Here is a 14,566-nt window from a genome sequence, read left to right on the forward strand (position 1 = left end):
AAATAATGCAATCTACACAACAAATTCTCATCAAGCTGATGCCAAATATTTTTTACGCCCACATGAACCTTTTCCACCTGAACAGGTATTAACAGCTAATCGAGGAGAGTGCAGGCATGTTTGAGAATTGGGGATGGCGAGGTAAAACAGACAAGAAACGTCCAAATACCCCGGAAGCGCAGGAAGTTGAATTGATCACGTTGATTGCAAACGCCGATCGCCAGGCGTTTGAGGCTTTGTATCGCGTGTACTTTGGCAGGCTGGCCAGATTTCTGGACAAGATGACACGTGATACGCATTTGATAGAAGAAATAGTTAACGATACGATGTTGGTAGTCTGGCAAAAGGCATCCAGCTTTAACCATACTTCCCGCGTATCCACCTGGATATTTGCGATAGCCTATCGCCAGGCTTTAAAGGCCATACATCATTTTGACGAAGCAGTCGAATCCAATTTTGAACATCATGCAGCGGAAACCCAGTATGAACCAGAGCAGCAGATGTCAGCCCAGCAACTTGACGCTGATCTGAACCGGGCCTTGCGTGCCCTGCCCATGGAACAACGCGTTGTCGTCAGTCTGACTTATTATCATGAGATGGGATACAAGGAAATCGCTGAAACCATGGAATGCCCGGTCAATACCGTCAAGACCAGGATGTTCCACGCCAGACAGCGTTTGAGATTCATGCTTTCCGACAGCATGGAGGAAATATTATGAACACGAAAACCACGCAGGTTCATCCATCAGATGAATCTACCCATAGCCAAGTGCAGGACTTGCTGCCCTGGTATGTCGTCAATACCCTGCAGCCAGATGAAAAGCAACTGGTGCAAGCGCATTTGCAAACCTGCACTGCATGTCAGGATGATCTGCAATGGCAGCTGAAGCTGAAGAGCAGTGAACCGGCAGCAAGCACAGTCCCAGATGTGGATCGCGCCCTCGCCCGCCTGTTACCCAGGCTGGATACGCAGATACAAGCTATCAGGACTAAAGATAATAATTTGCTGACACGCTTGCAGTCCATGTTCAAGTCAGATGGCAAGGCTCCCATGCGCTGGGGAATGGCAGTAATGGCAGCACAAACCGCCATCATCGTTGGGCTGCTTGCGCATATGGCCCTACCCGGACAGGACGACAGCAGTTATCGCGTACTCGGCAGCGGTGAACGTTCTTCCGGTAATATTGTGGTCGTATTCAAACCAGAAACCACAGTCAAAGATATACAGCGCATCATGTCTATGAACGACGCCCGCATCATTGATGGCCCCACGGTCACCAATGCCTACCTGCTCAATGTTGCCGATACCAGGCTGACACAAAGCATCAAAGAGTTGCGCGCTGAGGCAGGGATAGAGCTGGTTGAATCTCTGGGTTCGGGAGATGCAAAATGAGACCACGCTGGAATATAAGTTGGACCAATAGCCTCAATAAATTCAGCCTTTGTCTTTTCCTCGCATTGACGGCAGCGTCAGGCTCTACGTTGGCCAACACTGACACTGTCGTTGATCAGGAACAGAACACAGCAAAAGAACCTGAAGCCAAACGCCGGATACTGGTCATGCTACATTTGCCAGCACCGCATTTTCGCCCGGATGTCAGCTATAGCGGCGGTTACAGCAATGATGTCAGCCGCACTGCCCGTCGCCGCATCGCAGAAGAGCTGGCACGCGCCCATGGACTGAAACTGCTGGAAGACTGGCCCATGCCAGTGCTGAATGTGGATTGCTTTGTCATGGAAGAAAGCGACACCATTTCTGAAGAGCAGACCATCGCCAGCCTGAGCAAGGATGCCCGCGTGGCGTGGGTGCAGACCATCAATACCTTTGATGCACAGGCAAAAAGTGATCCCTTATTCCCGGTCCAGCCTGCGAACAAATACTGGCAACTTGATGAGATACGCAAGATTGCAACTGGCCGCAATGTGGTAGTCGCCGTCATCGACAGTGGTGTAGAAATCAAGCACCCTGATCTGGCGGGGCAAATCTCGCTTAATCAAAATTTCATCGATGGCAATCCCTATGTGGGTGAGAACCATGGAACAGGCGTGGCGGGCGTGATCGCTGCGCGCGCTGGCAATGGCGTGGGTATAGAGGGCATCGCCCCCAATACCCATGTCATGGCCCTGAGAGCCTGCTGGCAAGAGCCTGAAAACAAAACCCGGTGTAATAGCTTCACTTTGGGCAAAGCGCTTAATTTCGCCCTGACACAGGGTGTGCAGGTGATTAATATGAGTTTGTCTGGCCCGCCAGACCGCTTGCTGAAGCAATTGCTGGACGCTGCCATATCCCGCAACATCAAGATAGTTGGTGCCATGGACCCCAACCGTGCAGATGGCGGCTTCCCGGCTTCACATCCTGGCGTGTTCGCAGTGGCGGACAGCAAAACGAAGCTGCTGGCGAATGAGATACTGGTAGCACCAGGTCGTGACATACCAACGACAGCGCCGGGCGCACGCTGGAGCTTTGTCTCTGGCTCGTCTTACTCAGCCGCGCATATCTCGGGCATGATGGCCTTGCTCAGTGAGCTGAAGCCGTCAGCCAGTCTCGCGCAAATCCGGGCTGATCTGGTGGTTAATCCAGTGAACCTTAGTGATGCCAATACCAGCGGGCAAGTCAACCTGTGCGCCACCCTCAACAGACTGACCAATAAATGCGCCTGTTCTTGCCAGTTGAGCGCACCGTCAGCAAAAGCGGCGGCAACGGCAAATCAGTAATAACAACATAAAATGCATATCGTGTATGCGAACTCATTAAGGAATGGTATTGCTTAAATTTTGCGTGATTCTGATCTTTTCTATCTTTGCTGTTACTGGCAAGGCATATGCACAAGTCAGTGGCAGTATCACGCTTGCATCAGACTATAGCTATCGCGGCATCTCGCTGAGCAACGAGCAGCCCGTGGTGCAATTAAACCTGGTATATGACGCCCCGGAGGGCTGGTATGCTGGCGCCTTCGGTTCAAAAGTAAAACTCAATAGCAATAGTAGTGAGGGTGAACAAATCTTGCTGTATTCGGGGTTTTCTCAACGGCTGCGCTCAGGCATGATCTGGGAGGCTGGTGCTACTGCTGCTATTTTCCCAAAATCTACCGACCTTAATTACGGCGAAGTGTTTACCGGCCTGATGTTCGACAATCTCAGCGCCAGAATTTATTATTCCCCCAATTACATAGGGCTCAATAGCAAGACCCTGTATCTGGAAGCCAATGCAGACTACCAGTTGCAAGAGCGCTTAGACGTGTTTTCCCATATAGGCTGGCTGGTTTATCCTGATGGTAAAGTCGGTCAAATCAACCGTAATCGCGTGGACCTGCGCGTAGGTGTGGGTGGCAATTTTTCTTCCTGGAAGCTGCAACTGGCTTACGGAATCACCAGGCCACAGCACAGTTACAACACAGGAAAGTACCAGAACAACTCCCGCAACAACCTGGTATTCAGCGCCAGTTATTTATTCTGATCGCCTTTCAATTTGACAGGTGTGTAAAGCAGACTAGAATAGACAATCCCTCCTTAATTTTTCGTCAATAAAGCAATATCTTCCAAACAAATATTGCAATGCAAAAATAATGCTTACAAATTAGGCAGGCTAGCGATAGAATACGTTGTTAACAAATAATGCTGCATTGCGCCATTTTTACTGCGATATGCTGCTTCAATGCTATCTATCTTCTTGATGCTTCACCCCACTCTGGAGAGTTTCATGTCTTTGCTTACTGAACAATTATCATCTGCTGCCCAGAATCAATTGGCAAAACAAATTGCCGTTTTTCAAGCCTGGTCACAACTTGCCTTTGGCGGCCTGGAAAAACTGATCGCCCTGAATTTCAATACTGCCAAACAATCACTGGAAAATGCGAATAGCGTGACCCATGAATTGTTTGCCGTCAAACAAGCGCAAGAATTGCTGGACTTAAGCCGCTCGCAAGCTCAGCCCCAATTGGAAAAAATCCTGTCCTATGGTCGCGAACTGGCCAACATCAGCAGCGATACCAGGGCAGAATTGTGGCAAATCGTCAGCAAACAAGGTACTGTCGCCACAACAGTAACAGCGGCTGCAACTACTGTCGCAACACCAGCACCTAAAGCTATTCCCGCTTCTGCCGCAAAACCTGCTGCAAAAAAACTCGCAGCCAAACCAATCGCAGCGACCAAACAATTGACCCTGCTGGCTGAGCCAGAAGCCAAAGCGGCAAAAGCACCAGCAAAAACCAAGACAGTCGCTAAAGTTGCAGAAAAACCAGTAGCCAAAGTCGCAGCCAAGCCTGCGGCCAAAGCCCCGCTTGCAAAGACTGAAATCAAACCAGCCCCCGCAAAAACGGAAACAGCAAAAAAACCTTTGAAAACCAGTGCACCGGCAGTTGAAGTTGCACCTGCTGCACCCGCTAAACCTGTGCCGGTGATTACACCAGTTGCGCCATTGCCAGCAGCAACAATAACTACAATAGAAAAAACTTTGGAAAAGAAAACCACTCCGGCTAAAAAGCCAGCTGCAAAAACTGTCACTCCAGACAGTGCAGAAGTAACTGCAGCAGACAGCAAACCTGCTGCCAGCACAGAGAAAAAATCTGCAGTGAAATTCCCATTTCCAGCCACACCAAATTTGAAGAAAGCACCTGGGTTTCCTGCAAATAACGGCAAACCAGCCTACAAGGCCAAATCTAGCGCCGCCACAGGTGCCAAGAAGCCTGTTCGTCAGTAATTACAATAGGTAGTAAAACCTAAGCCGCAGTGCAGATCAGCTTTGATCTGCACTGCGGCTTTGTAACATCTGCAGCCTTTCTCCCATCTTCACTCATCCAGACGACTGCCCTTTCGATAGTCAGAAGGGCTGCTGCCAGTCCAATGTTTAAAGGCACGGCAAAAACCCGTGGCATCGAAAAAGCCAAGATCGAAGGCCAGCGATGCTACTGCCGTGTTCGAGTTTGTCAGCCTGTGAACGGCAATATCCCGTCGCAGCCCGTCTTTCACGGCCTGGAAATGCGTTCCCTCTTCTGCAAATCGACGATTCAATGTACGTACAGAAGTGTGCAATGCCCTTGCGAGATCCTGTATCGTCACTGGTTGTGCAATGTGCAGCTCAAGATACTCACGCGTTTTGGCCACAACCGAAGCGCGATGAAATGCACTGAAGGTCCAGTCTTCCGGCGCACGTTTCAGGAATGCCCATAGCTCGTGCTTCTCGCGCTTGAACAGCTCAGCACAATCCTGGTATGAAAAATAAATACTCGTCATGCCAGCATCGAAGCACAGCTCGCCGGGATACAGGAAGGCATAATCCTCCACATGCCTGGGCCTGGCAAAGCAGAACTCGATCCGGTGCAGGTTGATCTCCCTGCCAAGCAACCAGGATGTAATGCCGTGTATCAGCTTCATCATCAACTCATGTCCGAGTGGAGTGACCTGTGCACCGGGCGCTCTTTCCACCAGAGCCAGCCTTACCAGATTATTTTTGGTTGAAATCTGCAGCCGGTAATCATCCAGCAGCAGATTCCAGAAACGGACAAAACGATTCAAAGCGACCAGCACGGTTGGTGCATCCAGCAGGCTGAGCATGAGGTACTTCAGGGTCCCAGTGCGAATAGGCCGGGACCACAAGCCCAGCATCTCGTCATCCAGTGTCGCCGCAACTGTCCTGTACAGCGCGACGTATTGCTGACGCGTCAACCGTGCATCAGGCTGGTGGAGCAGGGACTGGGGGATAGCTGCACTCGCCAGTACCTGCGCGGCCACTTTTTCTCCATGATGGGTGCGCACGAAGTGCAACATGCCGTGCAGGAAGTGGGCCGAAACAGTAAGAGTGCTTTGCCAGGATAAGGTCATAGTTCTTTCATTATGGCGCATTTTGCATATCCATTGGCGTGATGTGCCGATTTTTCCTTCATCGCCGCCCTATACTTATTCATAATTTCTACGACGACTGTGACGTACGTTTGGCCGCTGCATGGCGTATTTTGCTTATCGCTACCTGCACACTTTCATTGATCAAAAGAGGAGCATGATTTGAATACAAGACGAATTGTCGTGACTGGCATGGGTATAGTGTCCCCCCTGGGTTGTGGGGTCGAGGCTGTATGGCAGCGTCTCTTGAATGGCCATTCAGGCTTGGCTTTACTGCCTGAAGAAGTCACTGAAGGGATAGCAGCCAAAGTTGCTGGCGTTGTGCCCGACTTGTCGCCAGATCGCCCATGGGGATTCGACCCTGCCCTCACTGTGGAACCCAAGGACCACAAGAAAATGGACAGGTTCAGCCTGTTTGCCCTGGCCGCAGCGCAGGAGGCCTTGAACCAGGCCCGCTGGCAGCCCGGCACCAACGGCGAACGCGAAAGAACGGCAACCATCGTGGGCTCAGGCGTGGGCGGGTTCGGCGCTATTGTCGATGCTGTGAGAACCACTGATGGCCGCGGCCCCAAACGACTGTCCCCATTTACCGTCCCCAGTTTTCTGGCCAATATGGCAGCTGGACACATTTCCATTCGCCATGGCTTTCGTGGCCCGCTAGGTGCACCTGTCACCGCATGCGCCGCCAGTGCACAGGCCATTGGCGACGCAGCACGCCTGATACGCGCTGGCGAAGCGGATATTGCCTTGTGTGGTGGGGCCGAGGCCTGCATTGATCGTGTCAGCTTTGGCGCATTCGCTGCCGCAAGAACCATGTCCACCAGCTTCAATGAGCATCCCACGCAGGCATCGCGCCCCTTCGATATTGAGCGTGATGGCTTTGTCATGGGAGAAGGAGCAGGCATGTTGGTCATCGAAGAGCTGGAACATGCCTTGCGCCGCGGTGCCACGCCAATCGCTGAACTACTAGGCTATGGCACCAGCGCCGACGCGTACCACATGACGTCCCCACCCGCCGACGGCGACGGCGGGCGACGCGCCATGGAATTGGCGATACGGCAAGCAGGGCTAGTGCCCGGACAGATCGGGCATTTGAACGCCCATGCGACATCGACACCGGTCGGCGATATCAGCGAGCTGGCTGCCATCAAGGCGATATTCGGAACAGGTCGCGGACCTGCCGTATCTGCTACCAAATCCTCGACAGGCCATTTGCTAGGGGCTGCTGGCGGTGTGGAAGCGATTTTCACCGTGCTTGCCCTGCGCGATCAGATGGCACCTCCGACACTGAACCTGGCCCAACCCGACCCGGCAGCGGAGGGCATAGACATAGTCACCGGAATGGCCCGCAAAATAGCAACGGACTATGCCATCTCCAATGGCTTCGGTTTTGGCGGCGTCAACGCCAGCCTTGTATTCCGTCGATTTTGATCTTTGTTGTGAGCTGAAAGAAGAGTTGAAATACAGGTCCCCGCATCATTGAGCAAGTCACTCACTGACGTCAATGAGTAGCGCTGGGGTCTGCAAGTATCGCAGGCCCCATGAAAAATGTATCTCTGAAGCAAAAATTACACTTATTCCCCGTCTTTTAGGCCTGAAATTCCCTTGTAAGGCCATTTGATCGCTTAGAATGAATTAAACATTCAGCGATAATAAAATGAATCTTTACCAGTTAGCAGGCACTGTGTGCACAGCGGGCATATTAATAGTAAGTCAAGGTGCGCTGAGTCAAAGTGCATATGCACAAGAAGCCATCACTGTAGCCTGGCGTATCAAGCCACCTCATCAATACCTCGAGAATGGTGTGGAGAAAGGCGTATTGCTGGAACGTGCCAAGCAGGTTTTTAGCAATGCCCAAATCCCTCACCGCTTCGTAGAAGAGCCGGCAAAACGTATCTGGAGTAATTTTTCTGGCGGTGCCAGAAATTATTGTTCATTTGGCTGGTACAGAATCGCCGAGCGAGAAGCGCTGGTACAGTTTTCCGAGATATTTCATACTGACCCGCCACATACCTTATTGGTCAGCCCGGCTGCCACAAAACAGATTGCCGCACATCGTACCCTGAAGTCCTTGATGTCTGATCCCAACCTGACGCTGGGTGTGGTCGATGCAGTTTCATATGGCCCGGAACTGGATGCCATGTTCACGACCACTAAAAACAAGGTCGAGCGCAGCACTACCCTGCCCATGATCATGGCCCGCATGGTTGCCGCCAACCGTGCGTCCTATATGCTGATAGACAGGGAAGACTGGGAATATCTGAAGGACAAGGAAGAAAGCCTGAGCCAGACCACGCAAATGGATTTGCAAGGCATGCCTGCAGGCTTGAACCGTTATATCGTTTGCAGCAAGGATGTCAGTGCCGAGCAAATGCGCAAGATCAATACGGCTTTGCTCAAGATTTATCCGTTGAAGAAATGAGTGCTAATAAACCAGGCTGGCTAGGTCAGCTTTTCCCACTCATCCCTGAGCAGGGCATACATGGCGATATCGCGGTGTTTGCCGCGCGAGAATGTGGCACCTCGTGCAACCCCTTCTTTCTGGAAGCCACAATTGATCGCCACTTTTTCTGAAGCGATATTATCTGTGTTCATGTGAATTTCCAGGCGATTGATCAGCATGGTATTGAACAGGTAATTCCTGAGCAATTTCACAGCTTCGGTCATGATGCCTTTGCCGTGCAGGTTTTTGACAAACATGCCATAGCCGATTTCGCGGGAATTGAAATACGGCACGGTCTTGAAATGAAACACACGCCCTATCATTTTTTCATTTTCGTCGATGATCAAAAAAGTCTCGAACTGCTCTTTGGAGCGTGATTCATCTTCGAATTTTTTCTCTGCCACACCTGGCAACATTAATTCCTGGGATAAAAAATCACCCTTGGCATCAGGGTGATTCATTAACTCCAGCATGGGCAGTACATCTTCTTTTCTGACGTGGCGCAGGTGAAAACAACTTCCTTTGATCATGCAGATTCTCCTGTACTAAACAATTGTGTGACTGATACACCAGTGTTCAGGATGGACAAAGACTGTTGGCAAGAGTTCCCCGGAGTCACAAGAAATGTACAAGAACGCCTAGGTTTCCAGCAAACGCCTTTGCCTTTCTTTTTCTTCAAAGATGGCAGACTCGATTTCTTCCATGACAGCCCCCAGATCAACCGGGCGGGTATCTTGTGCAACGATGCCAGTCAATACGGTTTCCGGCGACAGCAAGCCTGCTGTGAACAACTTCCAGATTTCCTTACCAAACTTTGTACCGTTGAGCTCTGGTGCAAACTGGCCGAAGTAGGTCGCCAGATTGTTCACGTCTCTTTCCAGCAAGACACCCGCTTCGGTATTGCTGGCGGCATCTATCGCCTGCGGCAAATCGATGATGACAGGTCCCTCTTCATCGACGAGGATATTGAATTCAGACAGATCGCCATGGATGACCCCGGCGCACAACATCAGGACAACCTGATGCAATAACTGGGCGTGATATTTCCGCGCCAGCTCAGGCGTCAATTCCACATCGTTGAGACGGGGTGCGGCATTGCCATCAGCATCTGTCACCAGATCCATCAGCAATACACCTTCATGGCAGATATAAGGCCTGGGGACTTTGACACCAGCCGCTGCCAGGCGATACAAGGCATCGACCTCGGCATTTTGCCAGACTTCTTCCTGCATCTTGCGGCCATAGCGTGTGCCTTTTTCCATGGCGCGGGCCTGGCGGCTGTTCTTGACTTTACGGCCTTCCTGGTAAGACGCCGCATTTTTAAAACTGCGTTGACTGGCTTCTTTATAGACTTTGGCACAACGAATTTCTTCGCCGCAGCGCACGACATACACAGTGGCTTCCTTGCCACTCATGAGCTGGCGCATGACTTCGTCGATCAAACCTTCTTCCTGCAGGGGCTGCAGTCGTTTTGGTGTTTTCATCCGGTCAGCGTGCTCAGGCTTTACGTGGCTTGCCGCCAGTTTTTACCAGCTTGACTGGCGCATGGCCACGCGACTTGTTACGCATGTCGTAAATCGTCTTGGCATCCTGCTCTGCCCGCTCTTGCGTGCGCATTTCGGGAATGTCATCGTGCAGGGTAAAGAAATCAGCGGCCTGGGCGCGCATCACGTGCTTGATGGCTTCATCATCGCTGAGGTCAAATCTCTCTGTCATTAAAGTCGTGACTTCATCCAGATATTCTTCATAGGTCATCATGCTGGTTTTTCCTGTCTGTCATGAAGTGCGTTTGAAAACTGCGGCTGTAGATGCATTGCATCCATGGCAATCTTTGTAACGAATATGGTCTATAAAATAAGCGTACTTAGTGGGCGTACTCTACGGGGCAGGTTGCGCCTGAAAGATTACGCCGAAAGACCAGTATTGTACACGTGCTACCCGCTGACAACGGTGTTGCGCCTGTTCTCGGCTACAATGCCGCCTTCCCCGAAAAATTCCAGCCTGGATATTATTGTATGAGTATCATCATCCATGAGGCCTTGCGCGCCTATATAGACCCCCTGACCGAGCACGAATTTACTGCTCTGGAGCGTAGTATCCTGACCGAAGGCTGCCGTGATGCCCTGGTTTGCTGGGGTGAAATCCTGATAGACGGGCATAACCGCTATGCGATTTGTCAGCGCCATAATCTGCCCTACAATATTGTTCAAAACGACAACTTCAGCAATATCGAAGACGTGCAACTGTGGATGATAGACAATCATCTGGGTCGCCGCAGCGTGACCGACTTCCAGCGCGGCATGCTGGCCTTGCGCAAAAAGGAAATCGTCCTCGCCCGCATGAAGGCACAGGAAGAACAGGCACCATCAGACAATGCGGAAAGCGAAGTCGCCGTCCCTGTCGTCAAACCCACGCAAAGCCGCCAGGAGATCGCCCGTCTGGCAGGCATCAGCAGCAACGCCGTGGTACAGATAGAAAAAATCCAGAAAGCAGCAGCACCTGAACTGGTACAGGCGGTGCGCGATGGCACTATCTCCATCAGTGCAGCAGCAGCGATTGCCTCCCTGCCCAATGAAGATCAAGTCGCCGCTGTAGCCGGTGGCCGCAAGGAATTGCAACAAGCCGCCCGCCAGGTCAGGGAAAAAGTACGTGAACAAAAAACCCCGGCCAAGGCGGTTGCAGCCGAAACCGCTGCGCCTGCATTGATGGAAGGTAGACAAGACAGCGCCAGCAGCAGCGGTGTCGATGAACTCAGCAGTCTGCGCCAGCAAGTCTTGCATCTGCAGACTGAGAACAGTGAATTGCTGAGCCAGATTGCGGCGCTGAAGGCCCAACTGGCAGGTTAAACAGAAACTTAAAGGTGGCGAATATGAAGAAACCCCGGCAAAGCCTGTCCAGCCTGTTCCTGAAGCAGGTGCCAGCAGCTGAGCGCGAACATATCCGCCATCTGGAAGAAATACAAAAAACGCACGAGGGCCGCCCTTTTCATTTCGATGACGGCAATCTGCGCATCATGTACCTGAACCCCAAATGCATGCAAAGTGCAATGAAGCTGGATGCGCCGGATGAACTGGTGTGCGCCTACTCACGCACAGTCATGGGCTTGCTCATGTTCCGCCCGCAGCCTCGCCATATCTTGCTGATAGGTCTGGGGGGTGGCTCACTGGTCAAATACTGCTATCGCCATTTGCCAGACTGCCGCATCACCGTGCTGGAGATCAATGCCGACGTGATCGCGATGCGTGAGTTGTTCATGTTGCCACCAGATGATGAACGTTTGAAAGTCATCCATTGCGATGCAGTCACACATTTGCAGACAAACACTTATGATGCCGATGTCTTGCTGCTGGATGCCTACGATGAAAATGGCCTGGTAGCTGACTTGAATACAGCCGAGTTTTATGCGATCTGCCATGCCAATCTGGTGAAAAACGGCGTCATGGTCGCCAATGTCTGGGGCAAACCCAGTGCCCTGGCTGGCATGTTGAGCCGCCTGCGCCTACAGTTTGCGCGCCAGCTCAGCTGGACGCGTTCGCCTGATAGCTATAACCTCATCGTGTATGCCATCAAGGGGCTATTGAGTCAGGCCGATGAGCATGCGATAAAGATTTTGTCAGACCAGCATCCAGCATTGCAATTCCATGAACTACAAGGCCGATTGTTAAGCCTGCCCCTCTCTGTCAATTACACTGATCCAGAAGAAGAACTGACTGCACTCAAACAAAGTCTGGCGACTATCATGGTGCCTGATGCCAATGTCCCGCAAAACTATGCGGACTGGAAAAAGCAGATAGGTGAATAAACAAGCATCAAGATGTAAGCAAAACAGTTTAAGTACGACTAATGGACATCCATACGATGAGGATAGCCATGAAAGCCCTGATCTTGCTTAGCTTGTTTGCTTATGCCACCAGCAACGCACAAGCCGCCGAAATCTGTAGCAAATCCAGCCCCGCACATACCGTCGCCCTGCTGGAGCTGTACACCTCCGAGGGTTGCGACAGTTGCCCGCCTGCCGATAAAACCATCAGCCGCCTCTATCAAAGCACCGGACTGAACAGTGAGCAGGTCATTCTCGTTTCTTTGCATGTCGATTACTGGGATTATCTGGGCTGGAAAGATGTATTTGCCAAAAAGACTTACACCGACAGGCAAAGGACTTTGGCTGATCTGGCGAATAACCGCACTGTCTATACGCCGGAAATCTTCATCGCTGGCAAAGAACTGCGTAGCTGGCGCAATGGTATGACAGATGACATTCGCCGTATCAATCAAAAACCTGCCACGGCATCCTTGCGCCTGGGCATAGAAAAACTGGCGGATAACAAATTGTTTTTCAATCTGCAAGGCAATAGCATGCAAGACGCCAAACTGCATTTTGCCCTGGTCGAGCAAGGCCTGGTCAGCAAAGTGCAGGCAGGTGAAAACCGCGGTGCCACTTTGCAGCATGATTTTGTCGCCAGGGAATGGGGTGACGCTTATCAACTCACGGCTGGCAAGGCAGCCAACTTTGCCGCCCAACTGAATTTACCAGCCAATGCCAAACGTAAAAACCTGTCAGTACTGGCGTTTGCCCAGGATAAGCAGGGCAATATCCTGCAAGCCCTGAGCCTGCCCTTCTGCGAGGCATTACAGCAATAAGCTGCTGTTCACGCCGGATTTTGGCTGGTTGACGACAAAATTCACGGCCCTGGTCTTATTTTTTAAGCAAGCAGAGTGCAAATGGCTTAGACTTTCCGCACTTCCCTGCTTAAAACGATTACAGGAGCTGTCACCGTGAATATACTCGTCGCCTTGCTGCACCATATCGCAGCCTTTACCCTGGTTGGCACTTTACTGGCAGAGCTCGTGCTGATACGCCAGCCACTTACTGTGTCATCAGCCCGGAGCCTGCGCTTCATCGACAGTATTTATGGCATGAGCGCCATACTCATCATTGTGCTGGGTGTTCTGCGCGTCCTGTATTTTGAAAAAGGTCAGGATTATTACCTGCACAACCATGCCTTCATGCTTAAGATGACGGCTTTCATCATCGTGGGCTTGCTATCTGTCTACCCGACCATGGTATTCCTGCGCTGGGGCAAGGCAGTCAAACAAAACCAGTTGCCTGAACTTCCCCAAAGGCAAGCCAAAACCATACAAACGCTTTTGAAGCTGGAATTGGCCGGTGTCGTTTTCATTTTGGCCGGTGCGGTGCTCATGGCCAAGGGACATACCATATAAGGTTGATATAAGGCCGCTTTGTTTTAACACCTGCCCCTATAAGAAAAGTTGTATAAATGGCTGATTTCTGGCAATCTTTCCACATCATATAGCGCTGCCATCGCGCGTGGTGGCATAAAATCCGGGACATTGCCATGTACGATGAAAACGACTTCACTGCAGTATCCAAGTTCCTGAAACTGGGCATTAAAATCACGTTCAGGAACCCCATGGGGCAAAACCCGATGTTTCAATCGACTTTCCCTACACCCAAGGGAACGACAGTTACCCTGGATGAAAAAAGCCTTTACGATGTCGAGCGCAAACTGCGTGCCCTGATAGGCAGTGATGTACCCGTCAAGACCAAGCTGGCACCGTTCACCTACCTGGGTACGAATTTCCGTGGTTTGCTGTACTGCACCAAGGGCTCCAATGAATATATCGTGCAAGAGACGCACGATGTCTTTGGCACTGAATCCAAGCGCATAGTGCGTACTGCCGAGCATTTCATACAGTTATTGAGCTAGAACCATATTGACACAGCTCTTTGCTCAAGCTGCCATTCCACCTGTTTTTGCCCTGTCCTCACCGGCTTTCGTCAGTCACCGACGAAGCACCGTCATTCGCCGAAATTGGCACGACAAGCATCTGCGTTTTCAGTATCTTTAATCACGGAACAAAAACACAGAAGTTTTTGGCGAATGAAAGGATAAGATATGTCTGGCAATTCTGAAGCTCAGCGTCACAGCAAGGGTAATTTGTTTTTTGGCCTGACCCTGATCGTCGCGGGTAGCGCCTTTTTGATGGATCGCATGGACATGATTCATGCGTTTGACTATTGGTTTCTACTGCCAGCCATGATCGCCATCGGCGGCGTGGTTGATATTGTCAGCCCCGGCAAGCCTGAGCATATCGCTAAAGGCTGCTTCAGCCTGGTATTTGCACTATGGCTGTATGTATCCATAGAACAGCTGTGGGGCTGGAACTTCCGCACCAGTTGGCCTTTGCTGCTGATTGCCTTTGGCGTTCAGCATCTGGTAGGTGGTTTGCTGGCAGCCAGAGAAGCACAGAAATAAAAATTAA

General features: G+C 51.2%; 17 protein-coding genes. 13 read left to right on the forward strand and 4 right to left on the reverse strand.

Going from position 1 to position 14,566, the window contains the following annotated elements:
* The first annotated feature begins 116 nt into the window (after positions 1-116).
* The 5 genes from AC07OI_RS07250 (at position 117) to AC07OI_RS07270 (ending at position 4,699) form a co-directional block, all read left to right on the forward strand.
* Positions 117-719 carry an RNA polymerase sigma factor gene (locus AC07OI_RS07250; RefSeq protein ID WP_492707215.1) on the forward strand — a complete coding sequence of 201 codons (603 nt, stop codon included), beginning with the start codon at positions 117-119 and terminating at the stop codon, positions 717-719.
* On the forward strand, positions 716-1,393 hold the full coding sequence (locus AC07OI_RS07255; RefSeq protein WP_495256726.1) for a zf-HC2 domain-containing protein: 678 nt from the start codon (positions 716-718) through the stop codon (positions 1,391-1,393). The genes AC07OI_RS07250 and AC07OI_RS07255 overlap by 4 nt, the downstream gene beginning before the upstream one ends.
* Entirely contained in the window at positions 1,390-2,715 is a 1,326-nt protein-coding gene (locus AC07OI_RS07260) for a S8 family peptidase (protein ID WP_495256727.1), read from the forward strand. The genes AC07OI_RS07255 and AC07OI_RS07260 overlap by 4 nt, the downstream gene beginning before the upstream one ends.
* Before the next feature lie 49 nt (positions 2,716-2,764).
* Entirely contained in the window at positions 2,765-3,457 is a 693-nt protein-coding gene (locus AC07OI_RS07265) for a TorF family putative porin (RefSeq protein ID WP_495256728.1), read from the forward strand.
* A 243-nt stretch (positions 3,458-3,700) separates the two neighbouring features.
* The gene (locus AC07OI_RS07270) at positions 3,701-4,699 is read left to right on the forward strand and encodes a phasin family protein (protein WP_495256729.1); all 999 of its coding nucleotides are present in this window, start codon (positions 3,701-3,703) and stop codon (positions 4,697-4,699) included.
* An 89-nt stretch (positions 4,700-4,788) separates the two neighbouring features.
* Here AC07OI_RS07270 and AC07OI_RS07275 read toward each other — a convergent pair whose 3' ends face one another.
* Entirely contained in the window at positions 4,789-5,820 is a 1,032-nt protein-coding gene (locus tag AC07OI_RS07275; RefSeq protein WP_495256730.1) for an AraC family transcriptional regulator ligand-binding domain-containing protein, read from the reverse strand.
* Positions 5,821-6,000: 180 nt separating this feature from the next.
* Here AC07OI_RS07275 and fabF point away from each other — a divergent pair, with 180 nt between their 5' ends.
* On the forward strand, positions 6,001-7,269 hold the full coding sequence (gene fabF / locus AC07OI_RS07280) for a beta-ketoacyl-ACP synthase II (protein WP_495256731.1): 1,269 nt from the start codon (positions 6,001-6,003) through the stop codon (positions 7,267-7,269).
* Between the two features lie 226 nt (positions 7,270-7,495).
* Positions 7,496-8,260 (forward strand): hypothetical protein, encoded by a 765-nt coding sequence (locus AC07OI_RS07285; protein WP_495256732.1) that lies wholly within the window; start codon positions 7,496-7,498, stop codon positions 8,258-8,260.
* A gap of 20 nt (positions 8,261-8,280) precedes the next feature.
* Here the strand turns inward: AC07OI_RS07285 and AC07OI_RS07290 are convergent, their stop codons facing one another.
* From AC07OI_RS07290 to AC07OI_RS07300, 3 genes are all read right to left on the reverse strand, one after another.
* Positions 8,281-8,811, reverse strand: coding sequence for a GNAT family N-acetyltransferase (locus AC07OI_RS07290; RefSeq protein ID WP_492707201.1), 531 nt, complete (start codon positions 8,809-8,811; stop codon positions 8,281-8,283).
* A 108-nt stretch (positions 8,812-8,919) separates the two neighbouring features.
* Positions 8,920-9,765 carry a PA4780 family RIO1-like protein kinase gene (locus AC07OI_RS07295; protein ID WP_495256733.1) on the reverse strand — a complete coding sequence of 282 codons (846 nt, stop codon included), beginning with the start codon at positions 9,763-9,765 and terminating at the stop codon, positions 8,920-8,922.
* A 13-nt stretch (positions 9,766-9,778) separates the two neighbouring features.
* Positions 9,779-10,036, reverse strand: coding sequence for a hypothetical protein (locus AC07OI_RS07300; RefSeq protein ID WP_492707356.1), 258 nt, complete (start codon positions 10,034-10,036; stop codon positions 9,779-9,781).
* A 260-nt stretch (positions 10,037-10,296) separates the two neighbouring features.
* Between AC07OI_RS07300 and AC07OI_RS07305 the strand changes: the two genes are divergently transcribed.
* From AC07OI_RS07305 to AC07OI_RS07330, 6 genes are all read left to right on the forward strand, one after another.
* Positions 10,297-11,127: a ParB N-terminal domain-containing protein gene (locus AC07OI_RS07305; RefSeq protein WP_495256734.1), complete on the forward strand. Its 831-nt coding sequence runs from the start codon at positions 10,297-10,299 to the stop codon at positions 11,125-11,127.
* A gap of 23 nt (positions 11,128-11,150) precedes the next feature.
* A complete protein-coding gene (locus tag AC07OI_RS07310; protein ID WP_495256735.1) occupies positions 11,151-12,083 on the forward strand; it encodes a fused MFS/spermidine synthase in 933 nt (310 codons plus the stop codon).
* A gap of 68 nt (positions 12,084-12,151) precedes the next feature.
* Positions 12,152-12,922 (forward strand): DUF1223 domain-containing protein, encoded by a 771-nt coding sequence (locus AC07OI_RS07315; RefSeq protein ID WP_495256736.1) that lies wholly within the window; start codon positions 12,152-12,154, stop codon positions 12,920-12,922.
* Between the two features lie 135 nt (positions 12,923-13,057).
* A complete protein-coding gene (locus AC07OI_RS07320) occupies positions 13,058-13,504 on the forward strand; it encodes a DUF2214 family protein (RefSeq protein WP_495256737.1) in 447 nt (148 codons plus the stop codon).
* A gap of 134 nt (positions 13,505-13,638) precedes the next feature.
* Positions 13,639-14,010 carry a hypothetical protein gene (locus AC07OI_RS07325; RefSeq protein ID WP_492707189.1) on the forward strand — a complete coding sequence of 124 codons (372 nt, stop codon included), beginning with the start codon at positions 13,639-13,641 and terminating at the stop codon, positions 14,008-14,010.
* Between the two features lie 189 nt (positions 14,011-14,199).
* Entirely contained in the window at positions 14,200-14,559 is a 360-nt protein-coding gene (locus AC07OI_RS07330; protein WP_495256738.1) for a LiaI-LiaF-like domain-containing protein, read from the forward strand.
* Positions 14,560-14,566 lie beyond the last annotated feature (7 nt).

Source organism: Undibacterium sp. GW821-FHT07F11 (genome assembly GCF_059418665.1).

What these genes read in the sequence shown, in the direction of transcription:
- AC07OI_RS07300 (WP_492707356.1), bottom strand. Translation starts at nt 10,036, where the DNA reads ATGACCTATGAAGAATATCTGGATGAAGTCACGACTTTAATGACAGAG.
- AC07OI_RS07285 (WP_495256732.1), top strand. Translation starts at nt 7,496, where the DNA reads ATGAATCTTTACCAGTTAGCAGGCACTGTGTGCACAGCGGGCATATTA.
- AC07OI_RS07260 (WP_495256727.1), top strand. Translation starts at nt 1,390, where the DNA reads ATGAGACCACGCTGGAATATAAGTTGGACCAATAGCCTCAATAAATTC.
- AC07OI_RS07250 (WP_492707215.1), top strand. Translation starts at nt 117, where the DNA reads ATGTTTGAGAATTGGGGATGGCGAGGTAAAACAGACAAGAAACGTCCA.
- AC07OI_RS07255 (WP_495256726.1), top strand. Translation starts at nt 716, where the DNA reads ATGAACACGAAAACCACGCAGGTTCATCCATCAGATGAATCTACCCAT.
- AC07OI_RS07315 (WP_495256736.1), top strand. Translation starts at nt 12,152, where the DNA reads ATGAAAGCCCTGATCTTGCTTAGCTTGTTTGCTTATGCCACCAGCAAC.
- AC07OI_RS07290 (WP_492707201.1), bottom strand. Translation starts at nt 8,811, where the DNA reads ATGATCAAAGGAAGTTGTTTTCACCTGCGCCACGTCAGAAAAGAAGAT.
- AC07OI_RS07275 (WP_495256730.1), bottom strand. Translation starts at nt 5,820, where the DNA reads ATGACCTTATCCTGGCAAAGCACTCTTACTGTTTCGGCCCACTTCCTG.
- AC07OI_RS07295 (WP_495256733.1), bottom strand. Translation starts at nt 9,765, where the DNA reads ATGAAAACACCAAAACGACTGCAGCCCCTGCAGGAAGAAGGTTTGATC.
- AC07OI_RS07270 (WP_495256729.1), top strand. Translation starts at nt 3,701, where the DNA reads ATGTCTTTGCTTACTGAACAATTATCATCTGCTGCCCAGAATCAATTG.
- AC07OI_RS07330 (WP_495256738.1), top strand. Translation starts at nt 14,200, where the DNA reads ATGTCTGGCAATTCTGAAGCTCAGCGTCACAGCAAGGGTAATTTGTTT.
- AC07OI_RS07305 (WP_495256734.1), top strand. Translation starts at nt 10,297, where the DNA reads ATGAGTATCATCATCCATGAGGCCTTGCGCGCCTATATAGACCCCCTG.
- AC07OI_RS07325 (WP_492707189.1), top strand. Translation starts at nt 13,639, where the DNA reads ATGTACGATGAAAACGACTTCACTGCAGTATCCAAGTTCCTGAAACTG.
- AC07OI_RS07310 (WP_495256735.1), top strand. Translation starts at nt 11,151, where the DNA reads ATGAAGAAACCCCGGCAAAGCCTGTCCAGCCTGTTCCTGAAGCAGGTG.